We start from the raw sequence: 18,507 nt of genomic DNA on the forward strand, positions 1-18,507 counted from the left end.
GTAGCCATCGCGGCTAGGCCGCCCTGTCATTCCCCAGCGGAGAAGGTCCGGATGTTCAGCAAGGATCTCGAAGTCACCATCGGCCACTGCTACAAGCAGGCCCGTGAGCAGCGCCACGAGTTCATGACCGTGGAGCACCTGTTGCTCGCCCTCACCGAAAACCAGTCCGCGCTGGGCGCCTTGCGCGCCTGCGGCGTGGACCTGCCGCGGCTGTCGGCCGAGCTCGAGCGGATCATCGCCGAGACCGTGCCGGTGCTGCCCCACGGGGACGAGCGCGACACCCAGCCGACGCTCGGCTTCCAGCGCGTGCTCCAGCGCGCGGTCTACCACGTGCAATCCTCCGGCCGAAAGGAGGTCACCGGCGCCAACGTGCTGGTGGCGATCTTCGGCGAGAAGGATTCCCACGCCGTCTACTTCCTGCATCAGCAGGAGATCACCCGGCTGGACGTGGTCAACTACATCTCGCACGGCATCGCCAAGATCGGCGACGAGCCGAGCACCGGCATGCCCGGCAGCGAGCGCGAGGGCGAGGAGGGTGCCGACAGCAAGGGCAACCCCCTCAGCGAGTACGCCACCAACCTCAACGACCTGGCGCTGGAAGGCAAGATCGATCCGCTGATCGGCCGCCAGGACGAGATCGAGCGCACCATCCAGGTGCTCTGCCGCCGGCGCAAGAACAACCCGCTTTACGTGGGTGACGCGGGCGTCGGCAAGACCGCGTTGGCGGAGGGCCTGGCCAAGCGCATCGTCGAGGGCGAAGTCCCGGAGGTGTTGGAGAGCGCGGTGATCTGGTCGCTCGACCTGGGCGCCCTGGTCGCCGGCACCAAGTACCGCGGTGACTTCGAAAAGCGCCTCAAGGCGGTGATCACCCAGCTCAAGAAGCAGCCGGGCGCGATCCTGTTCATCGACGAGATCCACACCATCATCGGTGCGGGCTCCGCCTCTGGCGGCACGATGGACGCGTCCAACCTGATCAAGCCGATGCTGGCGTCGGGCGAGCTGCGCTGCATCGGTTCGACCACGTTCCAGGAATTCCGCGGGATCTTCGAGAAGGATCGCGCGCTGGCCCGCCGCTTCCAGAAGATCGACGTGGTCGAGCCCACCGTGGCCGACAGCATCGAGATCCTCAAGGGCCTGAAGACGCGCTTCGAGGAGCACCACAACGTCGCCTACACCAACGAGGCGCTGAAGGCCGCGGTGGACCTGTCGGTCAAGCACATCCCCGACCGCCTGCTGCCGGACAAGGCCATCGACGTCATCGACGAGGCCGGCGCACGCCAGCGCCTGCTGCCCGAGGACCAGCGCACCGGCACCATCGACGTGCCGGAGGTCGAGTACATCGTCGCCAAGATGGCGCGCATCCCTGCCAAGCAGGTGTCGGCCTCGGACCGCGACGTGCTGAAGAACCTCGAGCGCAACCTCAAGATGGTGGTGTTCGGGCAGGACCAGGCGATCGAGGCGCTGGCCGCGTCGATCAAGATGGCCCGCTCGGGCCTGGCCGACCCGACCAAGCCGATCGGCAGCTTCCTGCTGGCCGGTCCCACCGGTGTCGGCAAGACCGAGGTGACCAAGCAGCTCGCGTTGCAGCTCGGCATCGAGATGATCCGCTTCGACATGTCCGAGTACATGGAAGCGCATTCGGTGTCGCGCCTAGTCGGTGCACCTCCGGGCTACGTCGGCTTTGACCAGGGCGGCCTGCTGACCGAAGCGGTGACCAAGCACCCGCACGCCGTGCTGCTGCTGGACGAGATCGAGAAAGCGCACCCGGACGTGTTCAACATCCTGCTGCAGGTGATGGACCGTGGCGTGCTGACCGACACCAACGGCCGCGAGGCGAACTTCAAGAACGTGATCCTGGTGATGACCACCAATGCCGGCGCGCAGCAGGCGTCGCGCCGCAGCATCGGCTTCGTCAAGCAGGATCATGCGACCGACTCGCTGGAAACCATCCGCAAGATGTTCACGCCCGAGTTCCGCAACCGCCTGGACGCCGTCATCCAGTTCCATGCGCTGGACTTCGAGCACATTCTGCGCGTGGTCGACAAGTTCCTGATCGAGCTGGAAGCGCAGCTGGCCGACAAGCACGTCAGCCTGGATGTCGATGCCGACGCCCGCCGCTGGCTGGCCGAGCACGGCTTCGACCCGCAGATGGGCGCGCGTCCGATGGCGCGTGTCATCCAGGAGAAGGTCAAGCGGGCGCTGGCGGACGAGCTGCTGTTCGGCAAGTTGTCCGAGGGCGGCAAGGTGCTGCTGAGCGTGCGCGACGGCGAGCTGCACGTTGAGACCGAAACGGCGGAGAAGATGCCGGTCGTGGTGGAGTGAACTTGGCTTCCCCCCTTCACGGGGGAGCTGGCCCGGTCGCGCTTCATGCCTTGTAGGAGCGCCCTTGGGCGCGACCGCGTGGGTCGATGCGACGTGCGGTCGCGCCCAAGGGCGCTCCTACGGCAAGCCGTCTGCCCACGAAAAAGGCCGCGCGATGCGCGGCCTTTCCGTTTGTCCCGGTGGCGCCTACTTCATTCGGTAGGTGATCCGCCCCTTGGTCAGGTCATAGGGAGTCATCTCGACCTTGACCTTGTCGCCCGTGAGGATGCGGATGTAGTGCTTGCGCATGCGGCCGGAAATGTGGGCGGTGATCACGTGCCCGTTTTCCAGCTGCACACGGAACATGGTGTTGGGCAGGGTCTCCTGGACCGTGCCTTCCATTTCGATGACGTCGTCTTTGGCCATGCGTTCCGGTGTGTAGGGCCCGGCCGTGGCGGCCGCGTAAGCGGGCAAGTATGCCACGTCCGGGCGCCTGATCAAAGGAAGCTCAGGCGGCGCCCCCGAAGTACTCGTCCAGCTTGCGCCGGATTTCCTGCTCCACCATGCCCTTGAGGGGCGAGAGCATCAGGCCGAGCTCGGCGGTGACGTGCACCGATTCGGGCGCCACCGCGATGCCGCCGCTCACGCCCGAGCGCGAGAACCGCAGGGTGTCGCCCTGCCACTGGCTCTGCATGTCGAACTTCTCGCGCATGCGCGCGGCGACCTTGTCGACCACGGCGCGGGCCTGGTCCAGCGGGAGGTTGTGCGGGCGGCGGATGTCGATCTTGGGCATGGAAAAGGCCTCCGTGTGGATCGCCCATCTTACGCGGCGTGCGCGAAGGAGAGGCCATGCATCTGCTAGAGTCCCGGCCATCTTTGGATCGGTCTTTAGATGCGCATCGAGTTTCCCAATTCGGCTCGCGAGGAGTTCCGCTGGGCGCAGGTCGCTTTGCGCATCGGCAGCGCGCCGGACAACGACCTGGTGGTCTCGGCCCAGCAGGGCGCGGCGCACCACCTGCGCATCCTGCAGGACCGCCGCGGCTGGGTGCTCGAAGTGCTTTCGGGCGCGGGCCGCGTCTACGTCAACGCACGCCCCGTGCGCGAACGTGCGTTGCTGCGCGCCGGCGACATCCTGAGCCTCGGCGATTGCCGCATGCTGCTGTGCGCGGACGAGGCGCCAGCCACGCGCAAGCCGGTCACGCTTTCCGAGCAGGGCCGTTGTACCGCCGCCCTGCGCGCGGTCGCCGGGCCGTTGTCCGGGCGCGTGTTCCCCTTGCAGGAGCGGCTGGAGCTCGGCCCGCAGGGCGACCAGCCGCTCGAGTTGCCGCAAGCCGCGACGGCCACGCTGGCGCTGTTCTGGAAGGAAGGCGAGCTGCGCGTGGCCGCCGGGCCGACGCCGCCGCGCTACCCCCTGCGGCTCAACGGCATGGCGGTGGAACAGGCGGCGTTGCACCCGGGTGACCAACTCGGCATCGCCATGCACCGTTTCGTGGTCGACGCGCCCGGGTTGTTGCCCGCGCCGGCCGGTACGCCACCGGAACCGGCCGTCGAGCATCTGCCCGAGGACGAGGCCGGCCCCCGCGGCGAGGTGTGGTGGCTGATCGCCACGGCGGCGGTGCTGGCGTTCCTGATCGCGCTCATCCTGCTGGTGCGGTTCTGACCGCGGCATATCTGTAGGAGCGCACCTGTGCGCGACCGGGAGGCCCGCGGTCGCGCACAGGTGCGCTCCTACAGTGGGACTCAGCCTTCCGCCATGCGCTTCAGGTCTTCCAGCTGGTCGGCATCGCGGATCGACAGGTCCGACCGCCACCGCAGGATGCGCGGGAAGCGCACGGCAACCCCCGACTTGTGCCGGCCCGAGCGCTGGATCGCCTCGTAGGCCAGCTCGAACACATGCTCCGGTTCGACCGAACGCACTGGCCCGAAGCGCTCGAGCGTGTGCGCACGGATCCAGGCATCCAGCCGTGCGATCTCGGCGTCGTCCAGGCCCGAGTAGGCCTTCGCCACCGGCACCAGGTGGCCGCGGTCCCACACGCCGAAGGTGTAATCGGTGAACAGGCCCGCGCGCCTGCCGTGGCCGGACTGGGCGTAGATCAGCACCGCGTCCAGCGTGTAGGGATCGACCTTCCACTTCCACCAGTCGCCGCGCTTGCGGCCGACGCGGTAGGGCGAGTCCAGGCGCTTGAGCATCAGCCCCTCGGTGCGCCGCTCGCGCGATTGCTCGCGCAGCTGCGCCAGCGCGGTCCAGTCGTCCGTATCGGCCGCCGGCGAGAGCAGCAGGGTCGAGGGCATGCCTTCGAGCACCGCGGCGAGCCGCTCGCGTCGTTCACGTAGCGGCGTCTCGCGCAGATCCGCGCCATCGAGTTCCAGCAGGTCGTACGCCATGAAGCGCACCGGCGTCTCGGCCAGCAGCTTCGCGCCGGGCTTGAGCTTGCCGATGCGCTTCTGCAGGGCGGTGAACGGCCGTGGCGCTGCCGCATCGCTGTCCCAGGCCAGGATCTCGCCATCGAGCACGCAGCCGGCGGGCAGGGCGCGGGCAGCCTGCTCGATTTCCGGAAAGCGGCCATCCAGCCGTTCCTCACCGCGCGACCACAGCCGAGCCTCGTCTCCGCGACGCATGAGCTGGGCACGGATGCCGTCCCATTTCCATTCGGCCAGCCATTCGTCGCGACCGCCGAGGCTTTCCACGGGCGACTCCAGCGGCGAAGCGAGAAAGAAGGGGTACGGCGGATGCTCGCGGTGGGCGTCGTCACCGGCCGGCTGTGCGAGCGCGGCCAGCGAGGTGGCATCGGGCCTCCAGTCGCCACTGAGCCGGTGGGCGATCAGGTCGGTCGGCAACTGCGACCAAAGCGCCAGCGCCTGCACCACCAGCCGCTGCGACACGCCCACCCGCAACGCGCCGGTGATCAGCTTGTTGAGCAGGAAGACCTCCTCCGATGGAAGGGTCGCCCACCAGGCCTGCAACTGGGCCACGCGAGCGCTCGGATCGAGCCGGCTCAGGGACGGCAGACGCTGCTCCATCCACACGTGCAACGGCGTGTCGTCGGACCGCTCGCCGGGCGGCAAAAGCAAGGCGATGGCCTCGGCCAGGTCGCCCACATGCGCGTAGCTTTCGTCGATGAGCCAGTCGGGGTACCCGGTCGCCGCGCCGGTCGCCTGGCGCAACTCGGTGACGCTGGCCAGCCGGCGGAGCTTGCCGCCACCGAGCACGTACACCGCCCACGCGGCGTCCGCCGGCGGCGCGTCGTGCAGGAAGGCGGCGATGGCATCGCGCTTGGCGGTCGTGGACCCGGTGCGGTCGAGCGCGGCGTAGAGCTGCACGAAGCGGCGCATCGCTCAGGCTCCCAAGGCCGACAGCGGCAACGCATCGTGACCCTGCTCGCGCAGGTAACGCACCAGCGCGTCGCCGTCGCCATGGGTGACGTAGATGCGGCGGGCCCCGCTGTCTCGCACGCTGCGCAGCAGGCCATCCCAGTCCGCGTGATCCGACACCACGAAGCCGCGGTCATAGCCGCGTCGGCGGCGGTTGCCACGAACCTGCATCCAGCCCGACGCGAAGGCGGTCGAGGCGTTTGGAAATCGCCGCATCCAGGGCGAACCGGCCGCCGAGGGCGGCGCGAGGACCAGCTCGCCGGCGAGCGCGGCGCCGCGCGCGTTCTCCTCCAGCGGCTGCGTGGGAGGCATCGCCACGCCAGCATGGCGATAGAGCTGGGTCAGGCGCAGCAGCGCGCCGTGCAGGTGCACCACGCGATCGACCCGGGGAGCCAACTCCGCCAGCAGCCTCTGCGCCTTGCCCAGCGCGTAGCAGAACAGCACGGCCGACACCTTGCGGCGGGCGCAGTCGTCCCACCACGCGAGCAGCTCATCGACCACCTGCGTCATCGGCGGCCAGCGATACACCGGCAGGGCGAACGTCGATTCGGTGACGAACGTGTCGCAGGCGACGGGCTCGAACGGCGCGCAGGTCGGGTCCGGCTCGCGCTTGTAGTCGCCTGAAACGACCACGACGCGCCCGGCGTGTTCCATCCGCACCTGCGCTGCGCCCAGCATGTGACCCGACGGATGCAGCGAGACCCGCACTTCGCCCAGGGTGAACGGTTCGCCGTAGTCGTAGGCCTCGATCCGTGCCGGCTCGCCCAATCGCTCGCGCATCAGCCCGAGTCCGGCGCGTGCCACGTGGTAACAGGCATTGCCCTGGCGTGCATGGTCGCCGTGAGCGTGCGTCACCACGGCCTGCGCCACCGGCTCGGCCGGATCGATGTAGAAGCCGCCGGCGGGGCAGTAGAGGCCCTCGGGGCGGGGCTCGAGAAGGATGTCAGGCACGAGACGACGCTAGGGACGATGGCGTCAATGTTGCGCCAATAGTCCGGTTTGGGCGATGGGAGGAAGGGTGTTAAATAGGGTTTTAGCCCAAGGAAGACCACCATGAGACGAGGGACCCGTGTGGCGTGTGCCGTAGCCTTGGGCCTGGCTTTGCCGGGGCCGATGGCGATTGCGCGCGAGGCGCCCGCAGCCTGCCGGCAGGTAACGACCGGCGCCGTAGCTTCGCCTGTGCAGGCGGTAAAGGATCTGCTCCACGCTTGCGCGGTCCACCGGCTGGTGATCGTCGGGGAAGTCCACGGCTCCAACGAAGTCCCGGCACTGGTTGGCGCCCTGGTCGAGCAAGCGGCCGAGGAACGACCAGTACGCCTCGGCCTGGAGATGCCTTCGGCCATGCAGGCGACGCTGGACAGCTACCTGCGCTCAAGCGGGGGCGCGGACGACCGCGCGAACCTTTTGCGCGCTTCGTTCTGGAAAGGACGGGACGGCCGCTCGAGCAAGGCCATGTTGCAATTGATCGATCGCGTCCGTGCGTTGCGCGCGCAAGGCACCGACGTGGATGTGTTCGCCATGGTGCCGGACTATCCGGATGAGCAGACCATCAAGGCTGCCGGTGGTTTCGCTCTGTTCGATGATACGGGCATGGCAGAGCACATCCGCCACGAGCTTGATGGCCTCGCGCCTGATGGTCTGGTCATCGCGTATATGGGCAACTACCACTCGCGCTATGCGCCGCCGACCCCGGGGGCGGTCGGGCCTTCGGTGACCGGACAGCTCGTGGCCTCGTCGCCGTTCGTCCTGACGCCGGTCGCGGCGCATTTGGAGAGCTGGAACTGTACGCAGGATGGCTGTGGCGTCCACGCCTACGACCCCCGCAGCACGCCGAGCGAACGTCTTCCACGTCTTGTCGTCGAGCTGGCGGCGACCCGTGGGCCGTTCGTTGCGACGCTATGGCTGGAACGCACCACCGCATCGCGGCCGGCCACGGAATCCCTCTGAGGAAGTGATCGCATAGCGCCCGCTCAACGCCTCTTGATTTCACTTGCGGGGAGGCTCGGCTCCAGGCCTTTCTAGGAACCCTAACTGTGTGGCTTGGCAGTCGGGGCCAAGAGCAACATCCACGCGTGGCTCTTACGGGGGGCGACGCGTTTTGAGGGCCGGCGTAGCGCACAGCTGTATGCGACCGTTCGACACGACGGTCGCGCGCAGATGGGCTCCTGCAGGAAATGCATCCGTTTCAGGCCACGAATTGCAGCCGTGCCAGCTCCGCGTACAGCCCACCTTCGGCCAGCAGGCTTTCGTGGGTGCCCTGGGCGACGATGCGTCCGCCGTCCATCACCACGATGCGGTCGGCGCGTTGCACGGTAGCCAGGCGGTGGGCGATGACCAGGGTGGTGCGACCTTTCTCCAGGCGTTCGAGGGCCTGCTGGATGGCCGCTTCCGACTGCGCGTCGAGTGCCGACGTGGCTTCATCCAGCAGCAGCAGCGGGGCGTCGCGCAGGATCGCGCGCGCGATGGCGATGCGCTGGCGCTGGCCGCCGGACAGTCGCACGCCGCGTTCGCCTAGTTCCGCATCGTAGCCGTCGGCGAGCGCGCTGATGAACTCGTGCGCTTCGGCGGCATCGGCGGCTTCGCGCACCTCGTCATCGCTCGCCGCCTGGCGGCCGAAGCGGATGTTGTCGGCGGCGCTGCCGGCGAAGATCACCGTTTCCTGCGGTACCAGCGCGATGGTGCCGCGCAATTCCTGCAGGGCGAGCGCACGCAGGTCCATGCCGTCGAGCCGGATGGCGCCGGTCTGCGGGTCGTAGAAGCGCAACAGCAGGGCGAACACGGTGCTCTTGCCGGCGCCGGAGGGGCCGACCAGTGCCACCGTTTCGCCGGGACGGATGTCCAGGCTGAAGTCGTGCAGCGCCGGCGCATCCGGCCGCGTGGGGTAGTGGAAGCCGACGTGCTCGAAACGCAGCGCGCCGCTGACCGGACGGGGCAGGGCGAGCGGCTGCGGCGGATCGGCAATGTGCGCCTGTTCGCCGAACAGTTCGCCGATCCTTTCCATGGCGCCGGCTGCGCGCAAAACGTCGCCCCAGACTTCCGACAGCCCGGCTACCGAGCCCGCGGCGAACACGGCATACAGCACGAACTGGCCGAGGATGCCCGCATTGAGCGTGCCGCCCAGCACGTCCCGCGCGCCGACCCAGAGCACCAGCGTGATGGCGCCGAAGAACAGCACGATCACCGCCGCGGTGAGCAGCGCGCGCATGCCGATGCGCCGGCGTGCGCTGTCCAGCGCACGGTCGATGGCGTCGCCATAGCGCCGGCTCTCGATGCCTTCACGCGCATAGGCCTTCACCGCGGGCGCGGCGTTGAGGGTTTCGTTGGCGATCGCCGCGGCGTCGGCGAGACGGTCCTGGCTGGCGCGCGACAGCCTTTGCACGCGGCGCCCGAACACCAGGATCGGCAGCATCACTGCCGGTATCACCAGCGCCGTGAGACCGGCCAACCGCGGGCTGGTCCACACCATCATGGCGCTGGCGCCCAGCAGCATCACCGCGCTGCGCAGGGCGACCGAGATGCCCGAGCCGATCAGCGCCTGTACCACTTCGGTGTCGGTACCCAGGCGTGAGGTCAATTCGCCCACGCGCGAGCGCTCGAAGAAGCCCACGTCCAGCCGGATCACGTGGGCGTAAAGCTTCGTGCGCAGCGCCGCGAGCGAGCGCTCACCGAGCAACGTGATGCAGAAGTAACGCGCCGCGGTGGCGAAGGCGAGCACCAGCGCCACGGCGAACAGGCCCAGGAAGGTGCGGTTGATCGTGTCGCTGCTGGCATGGCCGAAGCCGGCGTCGATCATGTGCCGCACGGCCATCGGCAACACCAGGGTCGAGCCCGAGGACAGGCCCAGGAACACCAGCCAGCCGATCGCCAACGCCTTGTGCGGCTTGAGGAAAGGCCACAGCTGGCGCAGGGCGCCGACGCGGGCGGTGGGCTTGCCGGGGGGCGTGGGGTCGCTCATCGAGGCGCCTGGAGGGGTGGAAGCCTCAAGAGGTGGGGGCGGGCGGGGATTCCCCAAGCGCTGCGCGGCTGCTCCCTTCCCTGTGCCGAGACAGGGAGCCGCGGTCGTTCGAGGCTTTGAGGCAAGGCTTCCCCCATCCGCCCTGTCGGGCACCTTCCCCCGTCGAACGGGGGAAGGATCACGAACCGGAATCCGGCGAGTGGGCCCTGGGAGGGTTTCAAGGCATCAGGCGGTGCCGCGGCCCATGCGGGCGATCCAGCGGTACATCACCACGATGCTGGCGACGAAGACGATGCCGCCGATCCAGATCGCCGGGGTATCAAAGCCATCACCGACCAGCGCCAGCGGGGTCTGCTTGCCGGAGATCGCCACGATCGCGGCGACCACCACGCCGAGCAGGCTTTCGCCCACGATCAGGCCGGAAGCGAGCAATACGCCCAGCTGCTTGGTCGCTTCGCCGTCCGGGCGACGGTCGGCGCGGTTGTCGAACCAGGCCCCGACCAGCGCGCCGACCACCACCATCAGCGTGGTCGAGGTCGGCAGGTAGATGCCCAGGCCGACCGCCAGCGGGGGCAGGCGCGCGCGGCTGGTGCGCACCAGCAGTTCGTCCACGATGATCAGTGCCACGCCGATGCCGGCGCCGATGGTGATCAGGCTCCAGTCGATGTTGCCGGTGATCACGCCCTGGGCGAGCGCCGAGATAAGGCCGGCCTGCGGTGCCGGCAATGCGCGGGCGGGATCGACGCCCGGGGCGCCGAGGAAACCGTAGGCCTGGTTGAGCAGGTCCAGCACCGGCGGGATCACCACCGCGCCGGCGATCACGCCGATCACCAGCGCCCACTGTTGCAGCGAGGGGGTGGCGTCGACCAGCTGGCCGGTCTTGAGGTCCTGCAGGTTGTTGTTGGCGATCGAGGCCACCGCGAACACGATCGCGGTAATGAACAGCGCGAACGCCACCAGCGCCTTGCCGGCGCTCTCGGGCATCATCGCCTTGACGCCCAGCACCAGCAGCAGCGCGGCGATGATCACCACCAGGATGCCGATGCCCGACAGCGGGCTATTGGACGAACCGATCAGGCCGGCCATGTAGCCACACACGGCCGAGACCAGGAAGCTCAGCACCAGCACGAAGATCACGCCGCCGATCACCAGCAGCGCGGTATGCGAGCCCAGCCCGCTGACGTTGGCGAAGTGGCCGAGCAACCAGGCCACCGGCACCAGGCAGATCGCCGTGATGAGGCCGACCACGCCGATCGGGATGTCGTGCTCGGTGCGCGGCAGGGTTTCCAGCTTGCCGGCCTTGCGCACGCGCGAGGCGGCCATGGCCCCGGCCAGGCCGCTGATCACCGGGTTGACCAGCTTGGCCAAGGTCCAGATCGCCGCCACGCCGATGGTGCCGGCGCCGACGAAGCGCACGTAGTGGCTCCAGGTCGCCTGCGCGGCATCCGCCGCTGAACCGGCTTCCGGGTGCAGCAGCAGGAAGTGCGGCACCGCCCAGCCCCAGCCGATCAGCGCGCCGACCAGCATCGCCACACCCACCCACAGGCCGACCAGGTGGCCGACCGCGAACAACGCGAAGGACAGGCTGAAGTCGAAACCGGTCGCCGCGCCGCGGTCCCCGACGCGGAAGTAGTCCGAGACCGCCTCGGCGAACACGCGCGTCTTGACGATCACGTAGAACACCGCCGAAACGATCGAACCCACGATCACCGCCTTGAGGCCGGCGCCGCCGGATTCGACCGACTCGGCCGCCTCGGCCGAATTGCTGGAGCCGACCTTGAGCACCTCGGCGCAGGCCACGCCTTCGGGGTAGGGCAGGTCCGAGTCGGTGACCAGCGCGCGGCGCAGCGGGATCGTGTACATCACGCCCAGCACGCCGCCGGTGGCGCAGATGCCGAAGGACATCCAGAACGGGAAGCCATTCCACCAGCCGATGATGATCAGGCCCGGCAGCACGAAGATGATCGCCGAGAGCGTACCGGCGGCCGAGGCCACCGTCTGCACGATGTTGTTCTCCTGCACGGTGGAGTTCTTCATCGCCCGCAGGATCGCCATCGAGATCACCGCCGCCGGGATCGAGGTGGCGAAGGTCAGGCCGGCCTTCAGGCCGAAGAACACGTTGGCCGCGGTGAACACCACGGTGATCACGATGCCGATGATCAGGCCGCGTAGGGTGAATTCGGTGCGCTTGGCGCCTTGGGATTGGACATTCACGAAAGCGGTTTCCGTTCTGGTTGGTTCCCCTGCGCGCCGATGGCGCGCCCCTCGCGACCGCTCCCCGGCAGGCCGCGGTGGGGAGCATAGCGTGGATGGGTGCGATGCAGCCTTCCCGGCCCGTCGGGCTTTCCGTTGCGCCACCTCTCGCGGATGTAGGAGCGCACCCTGTGCGCGACCGCCATGCGCAAGATGGCGCGATGGCCGTCCTCGAGAGGTGGGATGGAAAGGCAAGCACGAGCCCCGCGGTCGCGCACAGGGTGCGCTCCTACAGGATCAGGCGGGCACGGTTCCGGTCAGGGCTGCGGCAGGTGGGTGCGCAGGTCGTCGGGAAGGGCGATGTCCGGGTGGGCTTTGCGGAAGCGGGTGAGCCGCTCGCTTCCTTCCTTGTCGTTGCCCTGGGCGAACAAGTGGCGGATCACTTCGAGTTCGGCGGCCGGGTTTTCCGCCGCGAAGTTGGCGGCCGTTGCTGCGGGGGGCGCGGGGGGGGCGGGAGGCGCGGGCAGCGGCGCGACGAGGGCCGGTGCGGGGGTGGTGGTTTCTATGACCGCAGGCGGCGCCGGCATGGGTGCCGGCATCGGCACGGCAACCTGCTGCCTGATTTGTGGTTTGGCTTCCGGCTGTGCGAACGCCTTGCGGGCCGGTGGCTGCGACGCCCTCGCTGCCACGGCCTGCCGGGCTGGCGCTGGCTCGGCCATGGCTGGGGCGGGGGGCGCTGGTGGCGGTGGTGGGACGGCTGGGGCGGTCGGCGCCTGCGCGCTCCGCTCGGCCATGTCGGCGGGTGCTTGCGCGGCCGGCGCGGTCGCTTCGGGCAACTCGCGCATGTGCCAGGCCAGGCCGGCGACGAGCACGAGTGCGGCGGCGCTGCCCAGGGCCACCGGCCAGCGGGGACGGCGCACGGCGTGCGTGGCGGTTGCACGCTCGGCGTCGTCGGCCAGCGCCTTCGCGGCGGCCCGGAGCACGGCCTGGTCCAGCGCCGGGCCGGGCTCGGCCTGCGGCAGCTTGCGATACAGCGCCGCGAGCTCGACCTCGCCAGGCAGCTTTTCCGGTTCCTGCGGTGGCAGCGGAGTGTTCATTCGGCAAGCGCCTCGCGCAGTTTGTCCATGGCGTAGCGCAGGCGCGACTTCACCGTTTCGCGGCCCGCGCCGGTCACCTCGGCGATTTCCTCCAGGCTCAGTTCGTGTTCCAGCCGCAGCAGCACGGCAGTGTGCTGTTCGTCCGGCAGTTGTTCGATGGCACGTTGCAGGTGGCGACGCCGTTCGAACTCGGACAGCGCGTGCTCCGGCTGCTCGCCCTCGGGCGTGGCCAGGTGGGCGAACACCACCTCGGTTTCCTCGCTGCCGGCCTGCGGCCTGCGCGTGCGGAACTGGTCGACGACCAGGTGGTGGGCGATCTGCAGCAGCCAGGTGCGGAAGCGGGCCTGCGGCTGGTAGCGCGAGCGGGTGGCGATCACCCGGCTCCAGGTCTCCTGGAACACCTCCTCGGCCAGCGCCGCGTCGCGCAGGCTGCGCAGCACGAAGCGGTAGAGCGTGGCGCGGTGGCGTGCGTAGAGCGCCTCGAACGCGGCCAGGTCGCCGCGGGCATAGGCCAGCATCAGCATCGCATCCGGGTCGACCGCGGCGTCCATGGCCGGCGAGGGTACGCGATTTGTTTCGATGGTTGCCATCGGGTCCGGCCCCGCCGCGCGCCGGCGGCCGGGGAGGGATGCGCAAGGAGGGTGCGCATCCGCTGCCGCCGTCGCTGCGGCGGGGCCGGTGGCCTCAGCGCGCCGCGGTGGACGCGTTCCCATCGGGCGCGTGGGTGGCCAGGCCGTCGGCCAGTCCCACCAGTTGCACGAAGCCGGCGCGGTAGCCGTCCGGGTCGCGGCCGCGCGCCGCGTTTGCCAGATCCATGATGCGGCGATAACCGAAGTCGCCCGTGCCCTTGCCACCGCGCAACTGGTCGGCGAAGGCCGCCACCGCGGCGGCGAAGCGCAGCCGATCGCTGGCGCGGGCCGAGGCCTGTGCGGCGATCGGCTGTTCGATCAGGCGGCTGTGCGACTGCCCTGGCAGCTTGTAGCGCAGGCGCAGGAAGGCCAGCTCGTTGCCGTGCGTGCCGGACACCTTCGCTTCGCCATAGCGCAGCGGATCGATGCGCCCACCGTCCGAGCCTTGCGGCACGATTTCATACAGCGCGGTGACGTTGGCGCCGGCGCCGATCTCGCCGGCATCGACCTTGTCGTTGTTGAAGTCCTCGCGGCGCAGCACGCGCTTCTCGTAGCCGATCAGGCGGTACTCCTTCACCTGCGCCGGATTGAACTCGACCTGGATCTTCACGTCCCTGGCGATCGTCAGCAGCGTGGCGGACATCTCCTCCACCAGCACGCGGCGGCCTTCCTGCAGGCTGTCGATGTAGTGGTGGCTGCCGTTGCCGACGTCGGCGAGCATCACCGCCATGGCATCGTTGTAGTTGCCTTCGCCGAAGCCCAGCGTGGTCAGCGCGATGCCGCTCCTGCGGTGGTCTTCGATGCGCGTCCTGAGCGCCTGCTCGTCCACCGTGCCGACGTTGAAGTCGCCATCGGTGGCGAGGATCACGCGGTTGACGCCACCCTCGATGAAGCCCTGTTCGGCCTGTGCGTAGGCCAGGTCGATGCCGGCGCCCCCGTTGGTGGAACCGTAGGCGCCAAGCGCGTCGATGGCCGCCTCGATGGTGGCGTGCTTGTCGCCCGGCGTGGACGGCAGCGCCACGCCCGCGCTGCCGGCATAGGTGACGATCGCCACGCGGTCCTGCCTGCGCAACTGGCGCACCAGCTGCCGCAGCGAGGCCTTGAGCAACGGCAGCTTGTCCGATTCGTCCATGGAGCCGGAGGTGTCGATGAGGAACACCAGGTTGGCGGCCGGGATCTGCGCCGCCGGTACGCGGTAGCCCTGGATGCCGATCAGCAGCAACCGACGTTTGGCGTTCCACGGCGCCGGAGCCAGTTCGGTAGTGACGCTGAAGGGCTGCGCGCGGTCGGCTGGCAGCGCGTAGCCGTAGTCGAAGTAGTTGACGAACTCCTCGGCGCGCACGGCGTCGGCCGGCGGCAGAGCGCCTTCGTTCAACATGCGCCGCACGTTGGTGTAGGAGCCGGTGTCGACGTCGATGCCGAAGGTGGACACCGGCTGCTCGGCGGCCAGCTGCACCGGGTTGTCCTCGTGGTGGGTGTAGCGCTCGGTGTTGACCGGTGGCTGGCTCCACGAAGGTACGGATACGGCGTAGAGGGCGTTCGGGGCGACCGCTTGTGCCATCACTTCCATGGCGGGCGGGGCGGGCGGCGCGACCTTGCGCGTGATGTAGGGTCCCGGTGGCGTGGCGGGTGGCGGAGGCGGGGGCGCGGGCGTCGGAGCCGATGGGATGGTCGAAACGGGCGGGGCCTCGGCCGCGGGTTGTCGCGCGGACGGCTTTGCCGTGCAACCGACCAGGAGCACGAGCAATGCAAGCAGCAGGCTACGCAGGGCGTTCATCGGCGGATCTCCCTCTGGGTGTGGGAGATGAAACGGAGCGTCGACCCAAAAGGGGTTAAGCGATTTTTGTAGGAGCCCGCTCGCGGGCGATGCTCTTCGCGCGGGAAGCCAGGAGCATCGCCCACAAGTGGGCTCCTACAGGGGTGGCACCGTGCGCACGCGCGCCTGGCCACGGGTGAGGTCGACGATGCGCGCACAGGCTTCGTCGATCCGGTCGGCCGGCAGCTCCAGCTCCAGCGTGGCGCCTTCGGCGTCGAAACTCTCGTGTTCGATGCGCGCCTGCCAGCCGGGGCAACGGGCCTTGACCAACGCCAGGTCGGCGAACGGGCAGTGCACGATCAGCTGTGCCATCGCCACCAGTGGCACGCGTTCGGCCAGGCGCAGGCATTCGGCGGCGGTGCCGCCATAGGCACGCACCAGCCCGCCGGCGCCGAGCTTGATGCCGCCGTACCAGCGGGTCACCACGACCATCACGCGGTCCACGCCGGCCCCCTCGATCGCCTGCAGGATCGGGCGGCCGGCAGTGCCGCCGGGTTCGCCGTCATCGTTGAAGCGGTAGTCCTGCCCGATGCGGTAGGCCCAGCAGTTGTGCGTGGCCGCCGGGTCGGCGACCTCGTGCAGGAAGGCCATCGCCTGCCCGATCGACGTGACCGGTGCGGCCTGTGCAAGGAACCGGCTTTTGCGGATGTCCTGCGCGTGCCGGCAGGCGGCGACGAGGACGTGCAGGGTCTCGGACATGCAGATGGGCAGTGGCGTAACGGCGGCACGGTACCACGCCGTGCCGGCCTGGCCGCCTCAATTGCCGATCGACGGGCCCGGATCGGGATGGCGGAAATCCTGCGGCACGAGGTCCCGCGTCAGCCGGAACACGCCTTCGTGGACTCGTCGCGGCAGCACCACGTCGAGCACGGTGGTCTGGTGCGGCCCCAGCATCGCGAACAGGTCCTCGTCCGCGGCGCTGGCGGCGAGGACGTGGTGCACCAGTCCGGCCAGGTCGGCCGGTTGTACGCGCGCACCGTACGGGCGGTGGCTGGCCACGGCAGCACGCAGGGTGCGCCGGGGGTTGCGCGGGTCGGGCACGCGGGCGTCGCCGGCGAGCAGCGCATGGTTGAGGAACAGGGTGACGGTACAGGGATCGGCTGCGTTGGCCTGCCGGTCGGTCAGGAAGCCGGGCGGCAACTGGTCCAGGCTGGCCTCCGGACCGGCGGTGAGCAGGAAACCCGCGCCGGTGAGCGGCTCGCCCGTGTCGTCGGCCAGCCGCAGGACAAGCATGCTGCGCGGGTCGTGGATGTGCACGCGCGGGGCGAACGGGCCAGCCGGCTCCAACTCCACCTTGTCGGCATCGCGGGCCCGGTTCTCGGTGTCGAAGGCATCGCACACGGCCGCGTAGGCGCCAGCGTCGTTGACGGCGAGGCAGCGCACGATGGCGTCGACGGTCGCCGGGGCCGCGGCGGCGAGGATGCCCTGGTCCTCGCCCGAGTGCGCGGCGCCCGCAATCAGCTTGAACGCGCAACGCGGGCCACGCAGGAGGCTGAGCGAAAGCGTGTCGGCCGCGAGGCCGCGCTTCCCGGCCGCCACCGCCAGCACGGCATGGCGCGCGTTGAGATTGGCCGAGGCGATGCGCACCACGCCGTCGGAGCCGTTCTCGCCGGTGTAGCTGTTGAGGTGGTCGTAGAGCGAACGGTCGGGCCGGTCGCCGGTCAGCACGAACAGGAACTGGCCCTTCGCCGCCGGGTCGGCGCCATGGATGTGGTCGAGGTTGAGCGAAAGTGAAGCGGCGCTGCCCAGTTCCAGCCAGTCGAGGATGCGCTGCCCGGGCTCGACGCCGTTGAACCAGGCCTTGAGCCGGCCCAGCGTGCCTTTGCCCAGCCTGGCCAGCGCCGAGCCAAAATTCGCCGGCGCCAGCATCACCAGGTGGCTGAGCCGGATGGTGCTGTAGCTGCCTGGCGTGTCGCGTTGCGCACGCAGCCATTCGCGCACCACCGGACCGCCGGTCGAATGGGTGATGCAGGCGACGCTGCCGGTCGACAGGTGCAGGTCGCGCAGGGCGCGGTCGAACGCGCGCACCAGGTCGCCCATGGTCACCGCATCGTCGAAGCTCACGTATTCGGACAGGTAGATGTCGTGGACCGTCAGCGCCAGGCCCGCGCTGCGCGCGGCTTCCTGCACGCGCCGCGGCATGGCGCCGTAGACGGCGGTGCTGGTCACGCTCCAGCCATGGACGAAGACGAGCGTCGTCATGCGGTGGTCCTTCGTGGGGTGGCTGGAGCGTAGCAGGCGCGATGACGTCTCCCCGCAAGAGCGCAGCCTGCGTGCGACTGCCCGCACGGTCGCGTACAGGGTGCGTTCCTGCACGACCTTCCGCTCATCTTTGCGTCCGCATAATGCCGGACTCGACCGTGGAGAGCGCCGCCGATGACCGTGCACCTGCTGATCGCGTTGTTCGTCCTCGCCTGGCTGGCCGGCCGGCTGGGTTGGCGACGCTTGCGACTCACCGGCATCGTGCTCGCGCTGGCGTTCCTGGTCGCGGCCGGTTGCGGCGCGCTGCCTAAGCTGCTGCTGCGGGTATGGCAGTCACCCTACGCGCAGCGGCCGGCGCTGGACTGGGCGCCGTCCAATGCGATCGTCCTGCTCACTGCCGGGGCGACCTATCCACCGGGCGGGCCGCTAGAGCCGGGTCACACCGCCTATTCGCGCATCGCCGAGGCGGTCGTGCTCTACCGCGACTGCCGTGCGTCCGGCGCACGCTGCACGCTGCTGGTCAGCGGCGGTGATGCGGAAAACACGGGCGAGCCGCTCGCTCGCACCTACAAGCGCACGCTGATGCAACTGGGCGTGCCGCGCGAGGACATGGTGCTGGAAAAGCACAGCCTCACCACCTGGGGTAACGCCCTGTACGCGCGCGGCATGCTCCGGCAGATCGGCGCCGACCGCGTCTGGCTGGTCACCTCGGCGCACCACCTGCGGCGGGCGGTGTTCGCGTTCGAGCACTTCGGGATCAAGGTGACGCCGGTACGCGCGGACTATCTGCGCGGCGTGTGGTCGCTATTGCCCAGCGCGTACAACCTCTACGTCACCAATGCCGCCATGCACGAATACGTCGGCATGGCGCTGTATCACTGGTACGCGTGGCGCGGGCGGACCGACGTGCCGACGGAGAACGAGGGGCCGGCGGAGGACTGA

The 18,507-nt window shown here is 69.3% G+C and carries 15 protein-coding genes; 4 read left to right on the top strand and 11 right to left on the bottom strand.

The window, feature by feature from the left end; genetic code table 11:
- The first annotated feature begins 51 nt into the window (after window positions 1-51).
- A complete protein-coding gene (gene clpA, locus ACFWZ3_RS05075) occupies window positions 52-2,322 on the top strand; it encodes an ATP-dependent Clp protease ATP-binding subunit ClpA (RefSeq protein WP_439706698.1) in 2,271 nt (756 codons plus the stop codon).
- Window positions 2,323-2,508: 186 nt separating this feature from the next.
- On the opposite strand, the gene infA is transcribed toward clpA, so the two are convergent.
- A complete protein-coding gene (gene infA / locus ACFWZ3_RS05080; RefSeq protein ID WP_019466733.1) occupies window positions 2,509-2,727 on the bottom strand; it encodes a translation initiation factor IF-1 in 219 nt (72 codons plus the stop codon).
- 82 nt (window positions 2,728-2,809) lie between these two features.
- Complete coding sequence (locus ACFWZ3_RS05085) at window positions 2,810-3,094, bottom strand: polyhydroxyalkanoic acid system family protein (RefSeq protein WP_209622850.1); 285 nt, start codon at window positions 3,092-3,094, stop codon at window positions 2,810-2,812.
- A gap of 99 nt (window positions 3,095-3,193) precedes the next feature.
- On the opposite strand from ACFWZ3_RS05085, the gene ACFWZ3_RS05090 reads away from it, so the two are divergent.
- Window positions 3,194-3,961 carry an FHA domain-containing protein gene (locus tag ACFWZ3_RS05090; RefSeq protein ID WP_439706699.1) on the top strand — a complete coding sequence of 256 codons (768 nt, stop codon included), beginning with the start codon at window positions 3,194-3,196 and terminating at the stop codon, window positions 3,959-3,961.
- A gap of 80 nt (window positions 3,962-4,041) precedes the next feature.
- Here the strand turns inward: ACFWZ3_RS05090 and ACFWZ3_RS05095 are convergent, their stop codons facing one another.
- Together ACFWZ3_RS05095 and ACFWZ3_RS05100 are read right to left on the bottom strand one after the other, a co-directional pair.
- Window positions 4,042-5,634 carry an ATP-dependent DNA ligase gene (locus ACFWZ3_RS05095; protein ID WP_439706700.1) on the bottom strand — a complete coding sequence of 531 codons (1,593 nt, stop codon included), beginning with the start codon at window positions 5,632-5,634 and terminating at the stop codon, window positions 4,042-4,044.
- A gap of 3 nt (window positions 5,635-5,637) precedes the next feature.
- A complete protein-coding gene (locus ACFWZ3_RS05100) occupies window positions 5,638-6,624 on the bottom strand; it encodes a ligase-associated DNA damage response exonuclease (RefSeq protein ID WP_439706701.1) in 987 nt (328 codons plus the stop codon).
- 162 nt (window positions 6,625-6,786) lie between these two features.
- On the opposite strand from ACFWZ3_RS05100, the gene ACFWZ3_RS05105 reads away from it, so the two are divergent.
- Window positions 6,787-7,620 carry a hypothetical protein gene (locus tag ACFWZ3_RS05105; RefSeq protein WP_439706702.1) on the top strand — a complete coding sequence of 278 codons (834 nt, stop codon included), beginning with the start codon at window positions 6,787-6,789 and terminating at the stop codon, window positions 7,618-7,620.
- A 238-nt stretch (window positions 7,621-7,858) separates the two neighbouring features.
- Here ACFWZ3_RS05105 and ACFWZ3_RS05110 read toward each other — a convergent pair whose 3' ends face one another.
- From ACFWZ3_RS05110 to ACFWZ3_RS05140, 7 genes are all read right to left on the bottom strand, one after another.
- Window positions 7,859-9,628: an ABC transporter transmembrane domain-containing protein gene (locus ACFWZ3_RS05110; protein ID WP_439706703.1), complete on the bottom strand. Its 1,770-nt coding sequence runs from the start codon at window positions 9,626-9,628 to the stop codon at window positions 7,859-7,861.
- A 225-nt stretch (window positions 9,629-9,853) separates the two neighbouring features.
- Window positions 9,854-11,842: an OPT family oligopeptide transporter gene (locus ACFWZ3_RS05115; RefSeq protein WP_439706704.1), complete on the bottom strand. Its 1,989-nt coding sequence runs from the start codon at window positions 11,840-11,842 to the stop codon at window positions 9,854-9,856.
- 296 nt (window positions 11,843-12,138) lie between these two features.
- Window positions 12,139-12,918, bottom strand: coding sequence for a hypothetical protein (locus ACFWZ3_RS05120; RefSeq protein ID WP_439706705.1), 780 nt, complete (start codon window positions 12,916-12,918; stop codon window positions 12,139-12,141).
- The gene (locus ACFWZ3_RS05125; RefSeq protein ID WP_439706870.1) at window positions 12,915-13,469 is read right to left on the bottom strand and encodes an RNA polymerase sigma factor; all 555 of its coding nucleotides are present in this window, start codon (window positions 13,467-13,469) and stop codon (window positions 12,915-12,917) included. The genes ACFWZ3_RS05120 and ACFWZ3_RS05125 overlap by 4 nt, the downstream gene beginning before the upstream one ends.
- 133 nt (window positions 13,470-13,602) lie before the next feature.
- The gene (locus ACFWZ3_RS05130) at window positions 13,603-15,324 is read right to left on the bottom strand and encodes a vWA domain-containing protein (RefSeq protein ID WP_439706706.1); all 1,722 of its coding nucleotides are present in this window, start codon (window positions 15,322-15,324) and stop codon (window positions 13,603-13,605) included.
- Window positions 15,325-15,459: 135 nt separating this feature from the next.
- Complete coding sequence (locus ACFWZ3_RS05135) at window positions 15,460-16,062, bottom strand: IMPACT family protein (RefSeq protein ID WP_439706707.1); 603 nt, start codon at window positions 16,060-16,062, stop codon at window positions 15,460-15,462.
- Between the two features lie 57 nt (window positions 16,063-16,119).
- Entirely contained in the window at window positions 16,120-17,565 is a 1,446-nt protein-coding gene (locus ACFWZ3_RS05140) for an esterase/lipase family protein (protein WP_439706708.1), read from the bottom strand.
- Window positions 17,566-17,739: 174 nt separating this feature from the next.
- On the opposite strand from ACFWZ3_RS05140, the gene ACFWZ3_RS05145 reads away from it, so the two are divergent.
- On the top strand, window positions 17,740-18,507 hold the full coding sequence (locus tag ACFWZ3_RS05145) for a YdcF family protein (RefSeq protein ID WP_439706709.1): 768 nt from the start codon (window positions 17,740-17,742) through the stop codon (window positions 18,505-18,507).

The sequence above is a fragment of the Frateuria sp. GZRR35 genome (genome assembly GCF_051900415.1).
In the GTDB taxonomy this organism is placed as follows: Bacteria; Pseudomonadota; Gammaproteobacteria; order Xanthomonadales; family Rhodanobacteraceae; genus Frateuria_A.